Raw genomic sequence first — 20825 nt, 5'->3', positions numbered from 1 at the left:
AAGACCGGTATGTGGCGCAGCCGGCTTCCCCTGGGGAAGCTGTCACGCGTAGCGTGACTGATGAGGTGACTGTTTTCGCGCCAGCGGAAACACAATCACGCAGCGCGCCCCTCTCAAGAAGAGGCCCTCTACGCCACGCCGCGCGCCCGACTACTTGGCGAAACCACTCGGCGCGCACGCCCGACTACTCGGCGAGCGCCTTGCGGAGGAAGTCGCGCTGGAACAGCAGCAGGTTTTCGGCCACGGTCTCGTCGTTGGTCATGTGCGTGATGCCGGTCAGCGGCAGCACGGTGTGCTCACGGCCGGCGGCCAGCAGTGCGGAACTCAGTCGCAGCGAGTTCGCCACGGTCACGTTGTCGTCGGCGAAACCGTGGATCAGCAGCAGCGGGCGACGCAGGTTCGGCGCGTCCTTGATCAGACTGTTGCGTTCGTACACGGTCGGGTTCAGGCCGAGATACCGCTCGGTGTAGTGCGTATCGTACAGCGTCCAATCGGTCGGCGGAGCGCCGGCGCAGGCGGCGTGGAACACGTCGGGCGCGCGCAGCACGGCCAAGGCCGACAAATATCCGCCGTACGACCAGCCGATCATGGCCACATGATCGAGGTCGGGCGCGGGCACTGCCAAGCCCTTCGACGCGCCAAGCGCGGCCATCGCCTCGGGCAGCGCGTGAACGGCGTCGACCTGATCGTCTAACGCGATGTCGAAACGTTCGAACATGGCGTGATCCCAGTGCAGACCGCGCGCGCCGGTGCCGTGACCGTCGGCCGCCACCACGATGAAGCCCTGATCGGCCCACCACTGTGAATCCCAGTAGTACGCCTGGCTGAACATGACCTCACGATGCATCGGACCGCCGTACGGTTTCATCAGCACGGGCAGTTTCTCCGCGTGCGCGTACGGACTGGATTCGGACGGCAGCGTGATCGCCGCGTACATGCCCTGCGAGCCCAGTCGCACGAATTCGGTGCGGGGCGCGAATCCGGGGACGGCCGCATGGTTGGTCACCGTCGCGGAGTATCCGCTGTCCGCGTTGGCACCGAACATGTGCAGCATCATGCTGCGATCGTCGTGCATGGTCCGGCCGGTCAACACCAGACCATTGCCGGATCGCGAGGCTGTCCACACGCCGGTCTCAGGGTTCAGCACGATCGGTTCGGGACAGCCGCCGGACGCGGAATCGGCCGCGAAACGATTGCCGAAACCACCGTTCGTCGTGCCCTGATCCTCCGAATCGGATGTCTGCCGCCCGGCACCGCACGCGTTCTGCGCGTCGAAGTGCCTGTCGACGGTCAGCTCCTGCCAATACGAGCCGATGAACTCCTGGCCCTCCTCGGGCAGTGTGAAACTCACCACGTCCACGGCGCGCGCATCACGGGTCGCACGGGCGAGCACGTCGTGATCGGTCACGTCAAGCACGTCAAGGATCTGCCAGCCGACCGGGGTGAACGCATGACCGTCAACCGCCAGACGCATGGTATCGGTCTCCTCGTCGGGCATGGCGGTGATCAGACGGCCGCCGGGCGTCCACGCCGGGCAGCCATGGATCAGATCCAGCCAATACCGGCTGCCGCTCACCGTCAGCGTACTCGTCGGCAGCCAACGCTTGCGCGCCTCCTCGTTCGCCAGCAGACCGTTGTCGTCGGCGAGCGCGAACCCGTCGAGGATGCTGTGCTGCGACGCGTACCCCACGTGGGGATCGCTGCCTTCGGGCTTCACGGCGAGCACCTGATCGGCGGTCTGGCGACGGTTCTGCACGAGCAGCAGCGGGTCGCCGCCGCGACTCCAGTGCACGTCGGCCAGGTATTCGTAGCCACGACGGTCCCACCACACTTCGGGCAGGTCCTCCACGCTGGCGAACGCCATGTTGCCGGCACGATACTCGGCGGAACCGATGTTGAAACGGAACAAACGCACGTCGGCATTGCGCGTAAGCGCCTGCGGATAGTGACGGGACTGTGCGGGTTTGGTCGGATCGGCAGGATCGGAGATGTGCCACAGCGGTTCGGGCGACTCGTCGGCACGTTCGATGAGCAGGCTGCGCGAGTCGGGCGACCACCAGAAGCCCTCGTACCGGTCCATCTCCTCGCCGGCGGCGAACTCCGCCAGACCAACGGTGATGTTCGGATCGTCGGCCACGCCGCAGATCGAACGTTCGTCGTCCGGCTGACCGTTCTCGCCGATCACGACGAGGTTGATCATACGGCCGGTCGTGTAGGCGACCAGACGACCGTTCGGGGAGATGCGCGGATTGAGCACCGGGCGGAACAGGCGGCCGCGGTGACCGCTGACCGCCATTGCGGACACGTACCAGGTGTCGCCGAGCTCACGGGTCACGGCGTGAAGTTCGCCATCCTCCACGGTCACGCGCACCGGGCTGCGACAGGCGGAACCAGCGGAGCCGGAGCGCGCGGCATCGGAACGCGCACCCGGGAAGTCGATGTTCTCCAACACGATGTCCGCGCTGGTGTTCTCCGGCTCGACGTCGGCGATGAATTCGATGTCGCCGTCGAACACGAACGTGGTGAGCCACAGGCGGCCGCCGACCGTGAACACCACGCGATTGCCGGAATCGTTGACGCTGTATGACACGATGCCGTCGGCGGATTCGCGGGCGCGCTCGCGGCGGGCCTTCTCCTCGTCGGGAATGTCGGCGTTGGCGTCCAGCAGCGCACTCGGGTCGGCCAGCAGCGTCTCGTGATGATTGCCGGTGGCGTCGAACCAGCTCAGCCACAGGCAGGTGACGTCGTCTTCGGGGCCACGCGAACGCAGGAACAGTGCGTGGGAACCGTCGTCGAGCACCGTTGCGGAGCGTGGCGCGCCGAGCGAGAACCGCTGGGTACGCGCCTTGGCCCGCGGGTATGCGGCGATCGCGGCACGAATCGCTTCAGACGATGATGCGGCGCTCTCGGGCGCTGCCATCGCATCGTCGGTCGTCATATCATCAGTCGTCTGTTCCGTCATAGTCACGCACCTCTATATAAGTGGACCCCAAACCATTATGCGTGACGGATGGATGAACGACGCCCCTGCCGAACATGCCGTGTCGGCCTCGCCAACGTGTCGTCGGACACTCGCCTTCAGACTGCGGACGCGTTATTTTTCGCCGGATTTTTTCGTCAGGAAACCGGTGATTCGCAATGGGATGCCGAGTTTTGTGGTTTTCCGGGATACGTCGTCATATAGTGAGGGCTCACATGAGGCTCTGTCCTCGAATAGGCGCGGAGAAAAACCACAAAACTCGGCATTGCGATCGGCCGGGGAAGAAATCACCTTGGATTTCGGAACGTTTGACGCCGTCAGGTCAGCGGGGCAGCGCGATCAGTCGGCCGACGTTCTCCGCCGTACGTTCGAGGTTCGCCGGACCGTCGGCGAGCGCGCGTTCCAGGGAGACGGCGGCGGGAACGATGCCGAATACCGCGTCGATGCCGAGATCGTACAGCTGGTCGATGCCTTCGCCCACGTATCCGGCGAGCGCGATCACACCGATGTTCGGATTGCCGCGGCGCACGGCCTGCGCCACACCCATCGGGGTCTTGCCGTACTGGGTTTGGAAGTCGATACCGCCTTCGCCGGTCAGGCAGTAGTCGGCGTCGGCCGCGCGATCGGCCAGTCGCACGGTCTGCGAGACGATCTCGACGCCGGAGCGCATGGTCGACTTCGTGAAGGCGAGAAGTCCTGCGCCCAGTCCGCCCGCGCCGCCGGCGCCCGGAGTGTGGGCCACGTCGATGCCGAGGTCGCGCTTGATGATGGCGGCGTAGTGCGTCAGATTCGCGTCGAGCTGCGCGACCATGTCCGGGGTGGCGCCCTTCTGTGGGCCGAATACGGCCGACGCGCCCTTGGGGCCGACGAGCGGGTTGGTCACGTCGGAGGCGATGAGGATGCGCGTCTGCGCGATGCGCGGGTCGATGCCGGACGCATCGATGCGGTCGAGTCGGTCGAGGAATCCGCCGCCACGCGGGATCGGGTTGCCGTCCGCGTCGAGGAAGCGCACGCCCAGCGCTTCGGCCATGCCGGCACCACCGTCGTTCGTAGCGGATCCGCCCACGCCGAGGATGATCGTGCGGGCGCCGTCGTCGAGCGCGGCGCGGATCAGCTGACCGGTGCCGTACGTGGTGGTGACGAGCGGATTCTTGGTGTCGTCGTTCACGAACTGGATGCCGCTGGCCGCGGCCATTTCGATGACGGCGGTGGGGCCGGTGGCACTGTCGTCGGCATCGGCATCGGCATCAGCGGCAGACCCCAGCAGACCATATTCCGCAACGGTCTCGCGCTGCAGCGGGTCGAGTACACGCGCCTGGTGCAGCGTGCCGCCGGTGGCATCGACCAGCGACTGCACGGTGCCCTCGCCGCCATCGGCCATCGGCACCATCACATACTCGGCGTCGGGAAACACGCGGCGCAGTCCCGTGCGCATCGCCTCGGCGGCTTGCTTGGCAGTCATGCATCCCTTGAACGAATCCGGCGCGATAACGAACTTCATGACGATCTCCTTTGATTTCAACGATTGATGTTCAATGGCAAAGTTGGGTAAAAAGAACAGGGGGCGGCTGCTCAGAACAGTCGGAACAGTCAGAACAGGGTGTAGATGAGCGTGGCCACGATGGTCATCGTCAGACCGACGATCGATTCGAACGGCACGCTCTTCATGCGCTCACCGACCGTCATCTTCATCGCCTGACCGCTGACGTGGAAGTAATTGCCGTGCGGCAGGTGGTCGATCACCGTGGCGCCGGCCTGCATGGTCACGGCCGCGGCGACCGGAGTCACGCCGAAGTCGAGAATCGACGAGCCGAACGAGCTGCTGCCGAGGATCACGCCAGTGGAGGTGGATGCCGTGGCCGCCGCCATGAGTATGCCGGCCAGCGGAGCGAGCAACGAGCCGGAGACGCCCCACGCCTTGATGAGGTTCACGATCTGCGTGGACAGGTCCGAGTTCGTGATCAGGCCGCCGATCGCGCCGGCGCCGATCAGGATGAGAACCACATCGGTCATGCGCGCGAGGCCGGCTTTGGTGTAGTCGAGCAGATGACGGCCCTGACCCATGACAAACAGTCCGATCACAGCGGCGAACGGCAGAATGTACATGGCATCCACCTGGAAGCGCGTCAGCAGACCGATGCCCAGCACGCTGCCGATCGGGTTGACGAGCAGCAACACGATGGCGATGACCGGCGCGACCAGTGCACGGCCGATCGTCGGCAGTTCACGAGCGGACTCGGCGGCGGCATCAGCATTGCCGTTGCCGACTTCGGCGAGAGTCGGCGCAGCGCCATGATTGCGCAGCAGCGTGGCCAGCAGTACCGCCATGGCGAGACCACAGACGGCCGGAATGAAGCTGCCCACCATGACCGCGGACGGCTGGATGCCGAAACCGGAGGCGGCGGCAATGGTGTTCGGATTCGGGGAGATGATGTTGCCGGCCTTGCCGCCGCCGGACAGCGCCACAAGCAACGCCAGTTTGGAGATGCCCAGACGGTTGCCCACCTCGAGCGCGATCGGGGCGACGATCAGCACCGCCACGGGAATGAACACGCCGACCGCGCAGATGATCATCGTGGCGAACGCCAACGAAAAAATCGCTAGGCTTTCGCCGAACTTCGCGACGATGGTCTTGGCGATGCGGTCCGCCGCACCGGACTCCATCATCACACCGGCCAGCACGCCGGCGGCAAGCACGCGCACGATGGTGCCGACCACGCTCTGACCGCCGGCGACCACCACGTTCACCGTCTGCGCAAGCGATGCGCCGCCGATCAGGCATCCGACCACCGCGCCCAGCAGCAGCGCGTACGTGGCATTGAGCTTCTTCAGAATCAGCACGATCGCGACGGCAAGGCCGACCAGTGCAGCCCACCATGCGATCGACACACCCTCCACCATGGGAAATCTCCTTTGACTGTAGTACACGAACCAACATCGATTCCGAAAGGCCGCTCCCGCATTGGAACGCCCATCCGTCACGATTGATCTTGATAGCTCTATTTTCTAAGAAAAAACAACGGTTTTCCATATTCCAAGGAACGGAAAACCAGCAGAAAAACCATAGTGGAATGGTATGCGTACTATTTTTATGCCGAAAAATCCTCTACACTAGCGTCATGAACATCGATCCGCGCATCGCACAGACCATAGTGGAGAATCTCAAAGGCATCATCCGGCACGACATCAACTTCTTCTCCCCCGACGGCATCATGATCGCCAGCACCGATCCGACGCGCATCGGCACGCGGCACGACGCGGCACTGCTCGCCGCACAGCAGCGGCGCACCATCGCCGTCGACAACAACGAACAGTTCGCAGGTGCACGGCACGGCATCAACACGCCCGTGCTGCTCAACGACGACGTGGTGGCCGTGATCGGCGTGACCGGCGAGCGCGCGCAGGTCGAGCCGTTCAGCGACGTGATCCGCAAGATGACCGAGATTCTGGTGCGCGAAAACACGGAACAGATCAACCGATTCGACGAGCGCATGATGACCACGAATCTCATCAGCCTACTCACCTCGGAACAACATGACCATGGATTGGTGACCTATCTCGCCGACGCACTGAACGTCGATCTCACCGTTCCACGACTGGTAGCCGTGGGACGATGCACCGCGCAGGACGCCGATCATTCCGGCCGGGACGCGATATACGACGTGCTGCACCGGCATCTGGGACGACGGAGCGGAACCCTGTTCACCGTCTCCGCACAGGGGTTCTGCGTGCTCGTGCCTGCCGGCGGGGAGGGCGACGGAGCTGACGCAACCGACACTTCCGCGGAAACGCGCACTCTGATGGATGCCATGCGAGTCGATATGGAACGTACGCTGAACCGGCCGATCAGTCTGGGACTGGGATGCACGGCGAGCACGGCCGACCGATACTGGGTCAGTCATCGTCAGGCGGAAACAGCCGTCGATTGGCTGCGGTTCACCGGCAGTGCCAGCACGATCGGATACGACGATCTCGATTACGGACTGCTGCTGTCCGCCATTCCGCGGCCGGACGCGGCACGATTCGTCGAGCATGTGTTCGCCGGCATCCCCGACGCCGACATCGACGATCTGCAACGCACGTTCGACGTCTATACAAAGCACAACGGCAGCATTACGAGAGCGGCCGACGAACTGTTCCTGCACAAGAACACCCTGCAGAACCATCTCAACGCCATGGCGCGCCGTACCGGATACAATCCGCGCGCGCTCAATGAGCATACGGGGCTGGCGCTCGCGTTCCTGCTGCGCCGGTATCTGGTGTTTCACAGGGCGTGATCGCTTCAGGCGTGAAACACAGGGCGCGAAAAGCAAAACCGCCGCACCCGAATGAACGGGGGCGGCGGTTTGATGCGCTTGGTACGCCTACGGTTCGTCAGTCGGTATTGGATCGACGAATCGGCGAGCGGGTCAGTGAATCACCGCGCAGTACTCACGGCGTGGTGCTCACCGAACGGTGCTCACTGAACCTGGGCGCGGGCGATCTTGCCGGTGAAGGAGTTGGCCTCGTCGGCGTCCTTCACGCCATCCTTGTTCCAAGAGAACATGGCACGCAGCTTCGGGCCGACGGTCTCGATGCGCTCGTTGGAGTACTTCTCCTGCAGCTCCTTGAAGTGCGGGGCGCCGGCGTCCTGATCGTCGATGAACTCCTTGGCGAAGGAACCGTCCTGGATGCGGCCCAGGTGGTACTCCATGCGCTTGCGGCAGTCCTCGTTGATCACGGTGTTGGTGTAGTCGCCGTACTGAGCGGTGTCGGAGCAGGACCAACGGGCCTTGTTCAGACCACCCTCGTTCATGAGATCGACGAGCATCTTCAGCTCGTGGCAGACCTCGAAGTAGGCGATCTCCGGCTGGTAACCGGCGTCGGTGAGAACCTCGAAGCCCATCTCGACGAGCTTGTTCACGCCACCCATGAGCACGTTCTGCTCGCCGAAGAGATCGGTCTCGGTCTCTTCCTTGAAGGTGGTCTTGATGGCGCCGGCGCGCAGGGCACCGAGAGCCTTGGCGTAAGCCAGGGTCAGAGCCCAGCCGTCGCCACGCGGATCCTGCTCAACGGCCACCACGACCGGGACGCCACGGCCAGCGGCGTACTCACGACGCACGATGTGACCCGGGCCCTTCGGGGCAACCATGAACACCGGGTGATCCTCGGTGGGCTTGATGTAGCCGTAGTGGATGTTGAAACCGTGGGCGAAGGCGACGGCGGCACCCGGCTTGATGTTGGGCTCGATGTCGTTGGCCCAGATGGTGCGCTGGTACTGGTCGGGGGCCAGGATCATGATCACGTCGGCCTCAGCGGCGGCTTCCGGCACGGACTTGACCTCGAGGCCCTGCTCCTTGGCGAACTCGACGGACTTGGAGGTGGGGCGCAGGCCGACCACCACGTCAACGCCGGAATCACGCAGGTTCAGCGCGTGAGCGTGACCCTGGGAACCGTAACCGATGATGGCAACCTTCTTGCCCTGGAGAACGGACAGATCGCCGTCGTTCTCGTACCAGATCTGTGCAGCCATGTAAGCACTCCTTAACTACTGCGAATGTTGTTGTGGTTGCGCATAGTGCGCCGCGCGTGACGCGCGTTTGTCCGATGCGTGATTGCCGCGATCCCGTTGGACCGGCCGAATCACTTACCCAGACGAGCTCATCTGAGGATTTTGTCCTGCAAACTGCCCACTATCCTACCGATAATGTCGCTTTCGTCACATTCCCGTCCACAACGTGGGCGCACTCCTGAGTCGGCGCGGCTCAACCTGCATCGTTTGACGCACGTCGGTGTGCGCCGACAATGTACGGCAGCGTCAACCGCCGGCATCCTCACCCATGGGATCGTCCACGTCTGCCCGTCATCTCCGCCCATCGTCCGCTGCGATCCATCACGATCTGCTGCTACTGCGGGTTCGTCACGTCGACATAACGAACCCGCAGTCTACGACACACCTCACTGCGGGTTCGTCATACGGACGATACGAACCCGCAGTCTGGAGGGTTCCTCAGTGCGGGTTTGTCACGCGTATACGACAAACCCGCAGTATGACGACTCCCCCGCTGCGGGTTCGTTGGAGATGTGTGACAAACCCGCAGCGAAAGTACGAGAAGAGACGGATACGCGACGTGAGTATTGCAACGGATGGGTACGCAAACGAACGACGGACGGATACGGAGACCGACGACGGAGCGGATGGGGCGTCGCGATACGCAAAAGCCGCCGTCCCGAATGAACGGGAGCGGCGGCTTCTATGCGTTTGGGCTTGCCACCCTCAGTGGGGAGCGGCAATCACGACCGGTTGGTCGGCGGCAATCACTGAACCTGGGTACGAGCGATCTTGCCGTTGAAGGACTCAGCCTCATCAGCGTCCTTGGCCGGGCCGTTGTTCCAGGAGAACATGGCGCGCAGCTTCGGGCCAACGGTCTCCAGGTGCGGGTGAGAGTACTCTTCCTGCAGCTTCTTGAACTTCGGAGCGCCGGCAGCCTGGTCATCCATGAACTCCTTGGCGAAGGAGCCGTCCTGGATGCGCTTCAGCTGGTACTGCATGCGCTTCTTGGTCTCCTCGGTGATGACCGTGGAGGTGTAGTCACCGTACTGAGCGGTGTCGGAGCAGCTCCAGCGAGCCTTGTTCAGACCACCCTCGTTGGCGAGGTCCACCAGCATCTTCAGCTCGTGGAACACCTCGAAGTAGGCGATCTCCGGCTGGTAGCCAGCCTCGGTCAGCACATCGAAGCCCATGTCGCACAGGTGGTTGATGCCGCCCATGAGGACGTCCTGCTCGCCGAACAGATCGGTCTCGGTCTCCTCGGTGAAGGTGGTCTTGATGGCGCCGGCGCGCAGAGCGCCGAGGGCCTTGGCGTAAGCCAGGGTGATGGCCCAGCCGTCACCGCGAGGATCCTGCTCCACGGCCACGACCACCGGGACACCACGGCCAGCGGCGTACTCACGACGCACGATGTGGCCCGGGCCCTTCGGGGCGACCATGAACACCGGGTGATCCTCGGTGGGCTTGATGTATCCGTAGTGGATGTTGAAGCCATGAGCGAAGGCCAGAGCGGCGCCCGGCTTCAGGTTCGGCTCAACGTCCTTCTTGTACACGGCGGCCTGGTACTGATCAGGCAGAAGGATCATGACGATGTCGGCCTCGGCGACGGCCTCCGGCACGGACTTGACCTCGAGGCCCTGCTCCTTGGCGAACTCCACGGACTTGGAGGTAGGACGAAGACCGACCACCACGTCAACGCCGGAATCACGCAGGTTCAGCGCGTGAGCGTGACCCTGGGAACCGTAGCCGAGGATGGCCACCTTCTTGCCTTCGAGCACGGACAGATCGGCGTCCTTCTCGTACCAGATAGTTGCTGCCATGATTGGCACTCCTTTATTAGTTTGGTGATTACCGAGCGTTGGACGTCCGGCAATCGGTTGAGATTGCTGACGGCCTTCGGCGAGAAGGATTGTGTCCTAGACGTTGAAAGTCATCGATCACTGGGAACTAGTTCTAGTCCTCCAGAGGCCGGCATAAAAGCCGGCGTCCAAATATTGAATTGTTTTTGCCCGGGTTGCGGACTGGGGATGGGAACGGTCACATGTGATCGTTCCCACCGTATGTCTCCCCCATCGAGTTTCCCCGATGGAGAAGGCACAGGTCAAGGAGTCAAAGATGACTTCTTGGTGAATTTATTGGCTGACTTACTTGGTGAAGTCGACGTTCTTGGTCTCGTGGCAGGAGAGCACGGCGACGAGGCAGCACAGGGCCATCACGCCGAGGTAGATGCCCACGGAGTGCACACCCCAGTGGGAGCTCAGCCAAGTGGCGATGGTCGGCACGAACGCCGCGCCGACGATGGCGGCCAGGTTGTAGCCGATGCCGGAGCCGGAGTAGCGGACGTTGGCGTCGAACAGCTCGGGCAGGAACGCGCCGATCGGGCCGAACGCGGTGCCCATCAGAGCGAAGCCGATGCACAGGAAGGCCATGTTGGCAACGAAGTTGCGCTGGCCGACGATCTCACCGTTCAGCAGGAACGGGAACAGGGCGGCGAACACGACGAGCAGCACGGAGGAGGTGATGATCACGCGCTTGCGGCCGAACTTGTCGGCGTTCACGCAGGAGATCACGATGAAGGCAGCGAACACGCAGATGGCGATCATGAGCATGAGCAGGTATTCCTGATTGGTGAAGCCGAGGCTGCCACCGCCTTCGCCCTTCTCCTTGGTGCCCCAGGCGAGGGACCAGGTGGCGAGCGTGTAGAACAGCGTGTAGGTGACGGCGACGAGGAACGTGGCCTGCAGGACCTGCTTCCAGGACTTGCGGAACACCTCGGTGAGCGGGGACTTGACGACCTTCTTCTGCTCCTGGGCGAGACGGAAGATCGGGGTCTCCTCCATGTGGACTCGGACGACGAGGCCGATGATCACGAGGATGGCGCTCAGCAGGAACGGCACGCGCCAGCCCCAGGCGAGCATGGCGTCGGAGTCGTTGAAGGACTCGAGCACGAAGTAGGTGCCGTTGGACAGGAAGAAGCCGATCGGGGCGCCGAGCTCCGGGAAGGAGCCGTAGAGGGCGCGCTTGTCTTCAGGAGCGTTCTCGGTGGCGACCAGAGCCGCGCCGGACCACTCACCGCCAAGGCCGATGCCCTGGACGAAGCGCAGCAGGCAGAGCAGCGCAACCGCCGCGATGCCCCAGGTGTTGTAGGTGGGCAGGCAGCCGATGAGGAACGTGCCGATACCCATGGTCATCAGGGAGACGACCAGCGTGGTCTTGCGGCCCATGCGGTCACCGAAGTGGCCGAACACGAGGGAGCCGAGCGGGCGGGCGATGAACGCGATGGCGAAGGTCAGCAGGCTCATCAGCAGGGCGACCGTGGGGTTCGCCTTGTCCGAGAAGAAGATGTGCGGGAAGTAGTTCGCCGCGGCGGTGCCGTAGGCGTAGAAGTCGTAGAACTCGATGGCCGTGCCGACCATGGATGCGGCGATCACGGTCTTGACCGAGTCACGCACCAAGGTGGCGGGATTCGCGGCGTCCGCCGCGACAGTCTTGTCGACTGCTGTCATTTCTCTAATCTCCTGTTAATCACATGCGCGTGAAACATCGCCGAGCTGCCACGACGTACGTTTGCGCTCACATGTGTGGTAATCAGTAATTTCTCTTCTGTTCTTATTGACTTTGCTGAACGATTCCGCTCGGTGAAACATCTGCCGAGCATCAAAAAAGCCCCGCTTTTGGCAGGGCTAAAACAGATTGTGTCCGTTCGGGCCCCGCCAATCGTTGGCGTGCTCGAACAGTGTGAATGCCGAATCAGTCCGCCAACGAAGACGGAATAATAATTCGGCCGGACACAGCGGCAAACGCGGTCATTCCGTACATCATGGCGAACCTCCCTTCGGTATCAAAGTCATTTCCACGGGCCTTGCGACCCGAACCACTTGAGAAGATAGGCCCGTGCCGGGGCAGATGCCACCCGGGGGCCACTATGTGGACGGGGTCGGGGTCACTATACGATCGTAAGGGCGCGGAGGCGTTGCGGGAGTAGGGGTTTGAGGCTGAGGTTCCCTCCCTGAGGGGAGCTGGCGAACGCCGTGCCCGGACAAAATCGTCTGGCTCCCCTCTCTGAGGGGAGCCACGGTATGGAGGCTGGCCCCTCAGGCAGGAACGGAACGCGCACGGAGGAGGAATCCGGAACGTCACCGCGCAGCGGAGGCGCGGTGGGAGCCTAGGGGAAGGTCAGGCGGGCGAGAAACGAGCAGGTACATGGTGCCCAGCAGCACGATCAGGGCGGCCACGCCGGTGGCGTACTGCCACGCGTGGCGGATGCGCACCGGGGATACGCCGGTCGATGCGGGCGCGGAGTCGGACGTGCGGATGGCGGAGACGAGCAGCCGGTGTGTGTTGACGCCGTACGGGGTGCATGTGACGAGCGTGACGCGGTCCTCGCCGGGCGTGATCTTGAGCTGGCTGACATCGTCCGGGTCGACCACGCTGATGCGATCCACGCGATAGTTGAGGGTGTTGCCAAGCACGTGGATGGCGAACGTATCGCCCGTGCGCACCTCGTCGAGGCGCGTGAACAGGTCGGCGGTGACGAGTCCTCGGTGGGCGGTGAGCACGGCGTGCGAGTCGGTGCCACCCACGGGCAGCGATGTGCCATACAGGTGGCCGGCGCCCGACGACAGCGCCTCGTTGGACGTGCCGTGGTAGATGGGCATGGTGGCGTTGATGGACGGGATGGTGAGGGATCCCATGATGCCGTCGCCGATGTTGACGAGTCGGTTGTAGTCGGCGTCGGCCGCGGATTTTTCGCCCTGATCGGCGGCGATGACCTCGGCGTCGGTGCGGCGGGCAGATGCGTTGGAGGAGCCGCTGCCGTCGGTTCCGGACGTGGCCTTGGTGACGGCCGCTTTCTGTAGTTGGATGGCGGCGTATGGGTCCTGGATGGCGCCGAGATCGTTCTGTCCGTCTTCGAAAAGCTTGTGGTTGTAGGCGCGGGCCTCTTTGAGCGCGCGCGACGATTGCTCTCCGGTGAGCTGGGATGCGGCCTGATTGGCCTGTTCGGCAGTGCGGCGCTGCGTGGAGTCGGCCTGCATGCGCGAGCTGATGAGCCAGCCGGCGAGCGCGATGACGAGAATAAGGAAAAGCACCGCCATGATCCCGCTGATCCACGTTCCCGCGTGGCACGCCTGCGATGGTTGCTGTGCGGCGGGCGCGCCGGGATCGCCGCGCCGGGTGTCCGGGCGGTCGGATCCGTGGGGATTGCGTGGATCAGCTGAGATCATGATCGGTGCTTGGATTCGTTGTGAGATTGTGGGTGGGGGGCGTGAGGCTAGTTGGTCGGGCACCTCATCCGTCCGGCTTCGCCGGCCACCTTCCCCTCAAGGGGAAGGCAAGTGTCGGAGAAGCCGGCTTCCCCTTAGGCTGAGCCGTCAAAATGAACAGTCCAGTGGACTGTTCATAGGCGAAGACGAGCCGCCAGGCAAGCAGAATATCGCCGGCCGCAGGCCGTCCATTCTTGCGGATGAAGCCGTCACGCGAAGCGTGACTGATGAGGTGGGATGTTTCCGCGCTAGTGGGAACGGAGATCAGCATCGCCCGCAGGGCGATACCTCACTCCCAAGCGATACCTCCCGCACCCCGCTCACCGTCACATGCGGGCGGTGCGGCGGTTGCGGATGGTCTTGGCGGCGAAGAAGACGCTGCCGCCGGCGGCCAGCACGATCGCGGCGGTGATCACGCCGAGGCCCATGCCGCCGGTGCTCGGCAGCTGGGTGACCTTGTTCACGTTGGTCACGGTGACGTTGGCCTGATCGGCGTTGTTCACCAGATCCCACGTGGCGTCCTTGCCGAAGACGACCGTGCCGTTGTCGTTGACGGTCATCTCGAAGCTGGGCTTGATCTCGCTGTAATAGCCGTCCGGCACGTTGGTCTCGGTCACCACGTAGGTGCCGGCACCCAGGCCGGTGAAGGCGACCACACCGTTGTCACCAGTGGTGACGGTGCGCAGGGCGGTGGTGGAGGTGGAGTCCTTGAGCTTCAGGGAGAAGGTGGCTCCGGTCAGCGCCTTCTTGGTGTCGGCGCCGATCTTGGTGAACTGGCCGCCCTTGAACACCTTGACCGTGGCGGCGACGGACTCGGTGGACTTCACGGTCGCGGCAGCGGCGGTCTCAGCGGACTGCGTGGAGGCGGCAGCGGCACCGTACTCGATGTGCGCGGCGTTGGACACCTCGCCCACGCCGGCCTCGTTGTACTCGGGTTCGGCGGTCACGTAGCCCTGGTAGGTCACCTTGACGGTGGCGCCGGGGGTGAGCTTCTCGACGTTCTTCAGCGCGATCTCGAAGGTCTTGGCGCCGTCGCCGACGACCTGGCGGCGCGGAGCGGTGACGTAGGTGGCGGAGAGGTTCTCGTACACCGGGTTGCCGTCGGCATCCACCTTGAGCTTGCCGTTCTCGTCCACGGACTGGATCTGCGCGGTGAAGCCGCTCGGGGTGACGGTCAGGCCCTTCTGCGGCACGTCGACGAACTTGTAGGTGTAGCCCGCGGTGGCGTTCTTGGGCAGCACGCCGGTCAGCGTGTAGGTGATCCAGTTGGCGTCGCCCTTGGCCGGGGTGCTCGACACCACGGACACGGACGTCTTGTCGGCGGTCTTGGTCGGGGCGGCGACGGTGTCGGTCTCGGACGGCTTGACCGTGGCCTCGCCGAGCGCAACGCCGTTCAGCGAGACCTTGCCGGTCCAGGTGGAGCCCACGAGGATCGGGGAGCCGAGCTGGGCGCCGCTGGCGTCGGTGTCGGTGATCACGAACCAGCCGGCGTTGGCGGCCACGTTGCCGAAGTCGAAGACGGCGGAGTCGGCGCCTTCGGCGCCGGTCACGGTGGCGGCCGGGTCGCCGAGATTGTCGGAGGCGACGTACTTTTCGGTGAACAGACGAACGGCGGTAGAGTCGTTGGTGCCGTCGGCGCCGGTCCAGCTGGATAGCCAGCCGGCCGGGTTGCCGGTGTAGGCGGCGGGCAGGGTGGAGACCTTGTCGGCGCCCACGCCGCCGGCCTCGGTGGCGGCCGCTTCGGCGGTGGTCTTGATCAGGTCGGCCTTGGCGCCCACGGTGGCGAGCTCCATGGAGGTGATGTCCGTGCCGTTGGACTTGACCTTCTCATACGTGGCCAGCTGGTAGGCCTTGAACGTGTGACCGGCGACCTCGCCGCTCAGCGTGATCGTGGCGTCGTTGGGGTCGGTGTCCGCGGCCTGCGCGGTTCCGGCGCCGAGCGCGAAGCAGCCGAGCGAGATCGCCGCGGCGGCCATGCCCGCAAGGGTGCGGGAGACTATGTTGCGCTTCATCTGATTCCTTTCCTCTGTTGCTGTCAGATGTCTGTGTGGTCTGTTCCCCGACGGGCCGCGCGTTCCGGGGAACGCGGCGGTCCGTGAAAGTGTTGGTTTGGGTGGGCTGAGGGAGGGGTTTGTTTGGGTTGGATCCCTCCCTCAGTCCGGCGCTGCCGGACAGCTCCCTCCCCCGGAGGGAGCACGAGAAGGCGCCCGGCTTGTTCAGTTATTTGTGGGTGGCGACGGCGACCCAGCTGATCACGGGGTCGGCGCTCACGCCGCTCACCGTGAGGGTGACGGTCTGGTCCTTGTCGAGGGTGATGGTGCTCGTTGAGGTCACGTCCACCGCGTCGGAGGACAGATCGGCGTTGCCGTTCGACAGTTCGGTGCCGTCTGCGGCGGTCACGATCACCTTCATGTTGCGGCTGACGCCCCACCACTCGTGGAATCCGGCGGACAGGTCGTACGTACCGGCCTTCAGCGGCAGGTAGTAGGTCGTGGACTTGCCCTTGCCGGCCCACAGACCGGTGGAGGACTTGTCGTTGATGTCACCGGATCCGTAGGTGTTCTGACCGTCCGCGTTGTAGCCCCACGTGGAGCCGTCGGACGTCTGGTCCACCTTGTCGTTGAGCAGGCCCTTCACCGCGCTCTTCACGGCCGTGTACTCCGGGGAGTCCTTGCCGTTCGTACCGGAGTCGATGAAGTACTGCACGCCGTCGGGGATCACCTCGACCTCGGCGGTGAAGGCGCTGCCGTTGGCCTTGATGCCGGAGACCTTGACCTTGCTGTAGTTCGCGGCGTTGGCGATGGACTCGGTGGCGGACTTGTCCCACGACTTCACGTCGAAGGTGAGACCGTCCACGCTGACCTGCTTGGGCAGATCGGCGCCTTTGACCACGGCGGTGGCCAGTCCGTAGTCGGCGGTCTCGGCCACGCCGAGCCAGCCGATGACGGGCTTCTGCGCGTCGCCCACCTTGGAGACCACGTACTTGACGGTCTGGTCGGTCGGCACGGAGAACTCGACGGTGCCGGTCAGGCTCGGGTTGGCCTTGCCCAGCTTCACGTTGTCGCCGGTGGCGAGCACGGTGCCGTCGGCGGCGACCACGGACTGCGCGGACTCGCGGTTGTCCATGCCCCACCATTCCTGGAATCCGGCGGTGAGCTTGTACTTGCCGGCCTTGAGCGGCAGGTAGTAGACCACGTCGTCGTCATCGGAGTAGAGTCCGGTGGACTGCTTGTCGTTGATGTCGGTGCTGCCCTTGACCCTCATGGCGTTGGTGTCGTAGCCCCACGTGGAGCCGTCGGACGTCTGGTCCACCTTGTCGTTGAGCAGGCCCTTCACCGCGTTCTTCACGGCCATGTACTCCGGGGAGTCCTTGCCGTTCGTGCCGGAATCGATGAAGTACTGCACGTTCGCGGGGATGGCCTCCACCTCGATCGTGAACTTGTACTTGTTGCCGTCGGCCTGCTTGTCGGTGGTGATGCCGGAGAGCTTGACCTTGCCGTAGTCCGCGGCGGCGGCCAGCGCGGTCTTGGCGTCGGAGTCCCACGTCACCGCGGTCTCCTTGCCGTCCTTCACGGCCAGCTTGGCCGGCAGCTTGGAGACGTCGGTCTTGTCCACTGCGATTCCGGTGAAGCCGAGCTCCTGCACGTCCTCGGAGATGGAGCCGTCGACCAGTCCGTCGCGGGCGGCGGCGAGACGATCGATGATCGCCTGTGCGCCCTCGGCGTCGAGCCCGTAGCCGGCCGGATCGGCGAGCGCGGCTTTGGCGTCGTTGAGGTTGTTCTCGAACACCTGCCAGGTCTTGATGTTCCAGTCGGTGGCCTTCAGACCGGAGTAGGAGTCCACGGCGGTCTTGAGGGCGGTGGTGTCCACGTCGCCTGCGGCGGTGTTCTGGATCACGCCCACGGTGTCGACGGAGATCGCGTCGTCGGTGGCGGTTTCGAAGGTCACCGTGTGCTCGCCGTCGGACAGGCCGCGCAGCTCGTACGTGGTGAGCATGTTGCTGGCGCTCTGCGTCTTGCCGGAGGCGACGATCTTCTTGCCGTCCACGGTCACGTTGAGCTTGGCCTTGCCGTTGTTGGCGCCGTTGATGTCCAGTCCGGTGCCGGTGAACTTGTAGGTGAGCTGGGCTCCCTTGCCGGTGGAGTTGGAGATCGAGCGCTTGTAGATGTACATGCCCTGACCGTTGAGGTGCTGCCACTTGTCGTTGTACTGGAGCACGGGGGTGGCCACGTCGTCCCAGCTGCGCATGTGCATGTTGTCGATCAGGTCGGTGTAGTACGGCGTGTAGCCATCCACGGTTTCGACCTTGAGGTTGTCGTACTGCACGTTGGTGTAGCCGCTGCCGATCTGGATGCGTCCGGTGGCCTGCGGGCTGGCGTCCTTGTATTCGGCCACCTGCACGCCGTTGACGTACGCGGTGTACACGTTGCCGGCCACCTGTACGGCGATGTTGTTCCACTGGTTGGATCCGGCCTTCCAGTTCACGCCCTCGACGTCGGTCGCCTTACCGGAAGCGACGGTGGCGCCGAAGCGTCGCAGCGTCCAGTTGCCGTCGGGATCGATGCGGATCTCGGCCGCGGAGATGCCGATGCCACTGTTGCTGTTGCCCTGTTCGCGGGCGCCGAGCGTGGCGTACCGGCCGGAGCCGTCCTCGAACAGTACGTCGGTGGACACCTTGTAGTTGGCCCAGCGGTTGTCGCCGATCGTGGTGATCGGATCGCCGCTGTTCCATGCGCCGCCGTTCCAGCCGCCGTTCTGCATGCCGGCGGAGAGCTGCTGACGCAGCACGTAGTTACCGTCGGAACGCTTGACGACCTCGAACGCGCCGTTGGTGTCGTTCGTGTAGAGCGGGGTCGCGCCGGTGTCGCCGCCGCGGGACTTGAGGAAGTCCTCGGTGATCATCTTGCCGGACTTGGGATCGTAGGACTGTACGGTCTTGCCGCTGTAGTCGAAGTCGTCGGCGTACAGGGTATTGTCCCAGGTCACGCCGTTCTCGTCGCCGGACTCGTCGGTGTCGAGCACTGCCTGGTCGGCGCCGTTGGTGTATTCCTTGGACGCGGCGACGCGGCTGCCCTGACCGTCCTTGGCGACGAGGGCGCCGTCGGCGTTCTTGGTCGCTTTGTCGAGCGTGGTGGCGGTGGCGATGGACCACGGGGCGATGGTGAACGTGTAGTAGCCGTCGGCGTCGGCCTTGGTCTCGGCCACGGGCTTCATGTAGTTGGAGGCGTAGCTGCCGGATGCGCCGGAGGCCTTGGTCTCCCACAGTTCCATGGTGTCGCCGACGTTCATGTCGGTGGCCTTGATCTTGTAGGTCTTGGTGTATTGGCTGTCGTTGACGATCACCGTGGAGAAGGCGGACTTGTCGGGGGCGGCCAGCGTCATGTAGCTGGTGGCGCCACCGCGGGAACGATTGCTGCCGGTACCGCGTCCCGGCGGGTTGCCGTCGGTGATGTCGCTTCTGGAGGCGGCGGGGATGCCGCGCCAGATGCCGTCGGCGTCCACGTCGTCGGCGTTGGTCTCGTATCCGGTCTTGGCGAAGCCGGAGACGTGTTCGAGCACACTCAGACCGGTGTCGTACTGCAGCCAGCCGCTCCACGGGTCACGGGCGGAGACCAGCTCCTTGGAGGAGTACTGGAAGCCGTCGTAGAACGAGCCGATGGCGGGCTGGTACACGAAGTTGGTGCGGCGGGAGCTGGTGAAGCCCTTGACGAAGGTGTTCGCCATCTCGAGCGGCGAGTTGGTGCCGCCGATGCCGGTGCCGGACGTGCCGTCGTACTTGCCGTTGTTGGTGCCGTTGCCCTCACCCGAACCGAGGTTCATGGTGTTGTTGGGCCGGTCGGCGCCCACGGAGAATGTGGCCTGGGCCTCGGAGTTCCAGATCTCCTTGTCGTACTTGTCGGCGAGGGTCTTGAAGTTGTTGCCCTGATCGGCGGTGTTGTAGTGGTAGCCGGCGATGTCGACCGCGTCGCGCAGCGCCTGATCGCTGATCATGTCGTCGCCGAACGAGCCGGTGCTCACCTCGTCGGAGATGACGGTGCGGATCTTGTGGAAGGCGGCCTTCTCCTCGTCGCTGCTCCACGCGGGCACGTCGTTGCCGTTGAGATCCTTGGTGGTGTCGGCGCCGATGAAGCCGACCTCATCGGTCTTCACGCGGTTGGCGAAGTCCTTGGTCCAGCTGAAGTTCGGGCCGGTCTCGTTGATGTGCGGGTTCACGGAGTCGACCATGTAGCCATACTGGCGGTACACGGCGAGGATCGTGTTCTTGTACCACTTGTAGACGTCGTCGTTGCTCTTGACCCAGGCGGGGCTGCGCCAGCGCAGGATGCTCACCTTGACGTTCGGGTTCACCTTCATGGCGTCGGCCGCCAGCTGGAAGCCGGGCTCGCGCGCCACGTCCGGGTACTCGTCGGAGGAACGCATGGTGGCGGCGTTCGGACCGGTGGAGTTGTTCTGGTCGTTGCCCATCTCGATCTTCACGGTGTTCATGATCGGGTTGTCCCCGCCGAACAGCGTGGTGATGAGATCCCAGTAGGCCTCGGGGTTCTGGGACTTGTAGTCCATCAGCAGGGCGCTGGTGGAGTTGGCGCTCAGCACGCCGAAGCCCTTGAATGTCAGACCGTTGCGGTTCTTGGCGGCGGCCGCGACGTCACTGCCGTTGACCACCACTTCGACCGGGTCGGTCGGCGCGGCGGATGCCGTTCCGACCGCCACGAACGGGGCGAACATCGCCACGGATGCGACGGCCACCGCAAGTTTCTTGGGAGAGGAGAAACGCCTGGGCTTATGCTTGCTCATACGATCCCCCTCCCCTGATTGGTATGCATACGCATACTTCACCTCCTCGTGTAGGGCGAAGACACGCTCCTCAATGTGCCTTCGTCTTTCATTACGATCAGAGCCGATCAACCTCAATCGTCAGTAATCGTTAGCGTTCAGGATAGTCGTAAAACATTCACTTTGGCAAACAGCACAATGTCGCTGTGCGTTCAAATTACAGGCGTTTGCGGAGGTAGGGGGCAGTGGGGGGTGAGGCATGGCAGGCGGGGCAGAA

Annotated in this window: 10 protein-coding genes; 1 reads left to right on the top strand and 9 read right to left on the bottom strand. The window is 64.0% G+C overall.

Annotated elements, in window-relative coordinates; translation table 11 throughout:
* Window positions 1-184 precede the first annotated feature (184 nt).
* The 3 genes from D2E23_RS09960 to D2E23_RS09950 all read right to left on the bottom strand — a co-directional run bounded on the left by D2E23_RS09960 (window position 185) and on the right by D2E23_RS09950 (window position 5881).
* A complete protein-coding gene (locus D2E23_RS09960; protein ID WP_241227281.1) occupies window positions 185-2920 on the bottom strand; it encodes a S9 family peptidase in 2736 nt (911 codons plus the stop codon).
* Between the two features lie 382 nt (window positions 2921-3302).
* Window positions 3303-4481, bottom strand: coding sequence for a glycerate kinase (locus D2E23_RS09955; protein WP_126030756.1), 1179 nt, complete (start codon window positions 4479-4481; stop codon window positions 3303-3305).
* 89 nt (window positions 4482-4570) lie between these two features.
* Window positions 4571-5881, bottom strand: coding sequence for a GntP family permease (locus tag D2E23_RS09950; RefSeq protein ID WP_126030755.1), 1311 nt, complete (start codon window positions 5879-5881; stop codon window positions 4571-4573).
* A 218-nt stretch (window positions 5882-6099) separates the two neighbouring features.
* On the opposite strand from D2E23_RS09950, the gene D2E23_RS09945 reads away from it, so the two are divergent.
* Window positions 6100-7257 carry a CdaR family transcriptional regulator gene (locus tag D2E23_RS09945; protein ID WP_164520776.1) on the top strand — a complete coding sequence of 386 codons (1158 nt, stop codon included), beginning with the start codon at window positions 6100-6102 and terminating at the stop codon, window positions 7255-7257.
* Window positions 7258-7439: 182 nt separating this feature from the next.
* Here the strand turns inward: D2E23_RS09945 and ilvC (D2E23_RS09940) are convergent, their stop codons facing one another.
* The 6 genes from ilvC (D2E23_RS09940) to D2E23_RS09910 all read right to left on the bottom strand — a co-directional run bounded on the left by ilvC (D2E23_RS09940) (window position 7440) and on the right by D2E23_RS09910 (window position 20569).
* Window positions 7440-8492, bottom strand: a complete 1053-nt coding sequence (gene ilvC, locus D2E23_RS09940) for a ketol-acid reductoisomerase (protein WP_093960918.1) — start codon at window positions 8490-8492, stop codon at window positions 7440-7442.
* A gap of 785 nt (window positions 8493-9277) precedes the next feature.
* On the bottom strand, window positions 9278-10330 hold the full coding sequence (gene ilvC / locus D2E23_RS09935) for a ketol-acid reductoisomerase (RefSeq protein WP_126030753.1): 1053 nt from the start codon (window positions 10328-10330) through the stop codon (window positions 9278-9280).
* 324 nt (window positions 10331-10654) lie between these two features.
* Window positions 10655-12016, bottom strand: a complete 1362-nt coding sequence (locus D2E23_RS09930; protein ID WP_126030752.1) for an MFS transporter — start codon at window positions 12014-12016, stop codon at window positions 10655-10657.
* A gap of 630 nt (window positions 12017-12646) precedes the next feature.
* Entirely contained in the window at window positions 12647-13606 is a 960-nt protein-coding gene (locus D2E23_RS09920; RefSeq protein ID WP_241227279.1) for a class C sortase, read from the bottom strand.
* 494 nt (window positions 13607-14100) lie between these two features.
* Window positions 14101-15786, bottom strand: a complete 1686-nt coding sequence (locus D2E23_RS09915) for a SpaA isopeptide-forming pilin-related protein (RefSeq protein ID WP_126030749.1) — start codon at window positions 15784-15786, stop codon at window positions 14101-14103.
* 208 nt (window positions 15787-15994) lie between these two features.
* Window positions 15995-20569, bottom strand: a complete 4575-nt coding sequence (locus D2E23_RS09910) for a 3-keto-alpha-glucoside-1,2-lyase-like domain-containing protein (protein ID WP_126030748.1) — start codon at window positions 20567-20569, stop codon at window positions 15995-15997.
* Between the last annotated feature and the right edge of the window lie 256 nt (window positions 20570-20825).

The organism is Bifidobacterium callimiconis (genome assembly GCF_003952005.1).
Taxonomy (GTDB): Bacteria; Actinomycetota; Actinomycetes; order Actinomycetales; family Bifidobacteriaceae; genus Galliscardovia; species Galliscardovia callimiconis.
Note: the sequence above shows the minus strand (reverse complement) of the source record. Positions and strands in the feature narration are given on the sequence as shown.

What these genes read in the sequence shown, in the direction of transcription:
- D2E23_RS09960 (WP_241227281.1), bottom strand. Translation starts at nt 2,920, where the DNA reads ATGGCAGCGCCCGAGAGCGCCGCATCATCGTCTGAAGCGATTCGTGCC.
- D2E23_RS09955 (WP_126030756.1), bottom strand. Translation starts at nt 4,481, where the DNA reads ATGAAGTTCGTTATCGCGCCGGATTCGTTCAAGGGATGCATGACTGCC.
- D2E23_RS09950 (WP_126030755.1), bottom strand. Translation starts at nt 5,881, where the DNA reads ATGGTGGAGGGTGTGTCGATCGCATGGTGGGCTGCACTGGTCGGCCTT.
- D2E23_RS09945 (WP_164520776.1), top strand. Translation starts at nt 6,100, where the DNA reads ATGAACATCGATCCGCGCATCGCACAGACCATAGTGGAGAATCTCAAA.
- ilvC (WP_093960918.1), bottom strand. Translation starts at nt 8,492, where the DNA reads ATGGCTGCACAGATCTGGTACGAGAACGACGGCGATCTGTCCGTTCTC.
- ilvC (WP_126030753.1), bottom strand. Translation starts at nt 10,330, where the DNA reads ATGGCAGCAACTATCTGGTACGAGAAGGACGCCGATCTGTCCGTGCTC.
- D2E23_RS09930 (WP_126030752.1), bottom strand. Translation starts at nt 12,016, where the DNA reads ATGACAGCAGTCGACAAGACTGTCGCGGCGGACGCCGCGAATCCCGCC.
- D2E23_RS09920 (WP_241227279.1), bottom strand. Translation starts at nt 13,606, where the DNA reads ATGGCGGTGCTTTTCCTTATTCTCGTCATCGCGCTCGCCGGCTGGCTC.
- D2E23_RS09915 (WP_126030749.1), bottom strand. Translation starts at nt 15,786, where the DNA reads ATGAAGCGCAACATAGTCTCCCGCACCCTTGCGGGCATGGCCGCCGCG.
- D2E23_RS09910 (WP_126030748.1), bottom strand. Translation starts at nt 20,569, where the DNA reads ATGAGCAAGCATAAGCCCAGGCGTTTCTCCTCTCCCAAGAAACTTGCG.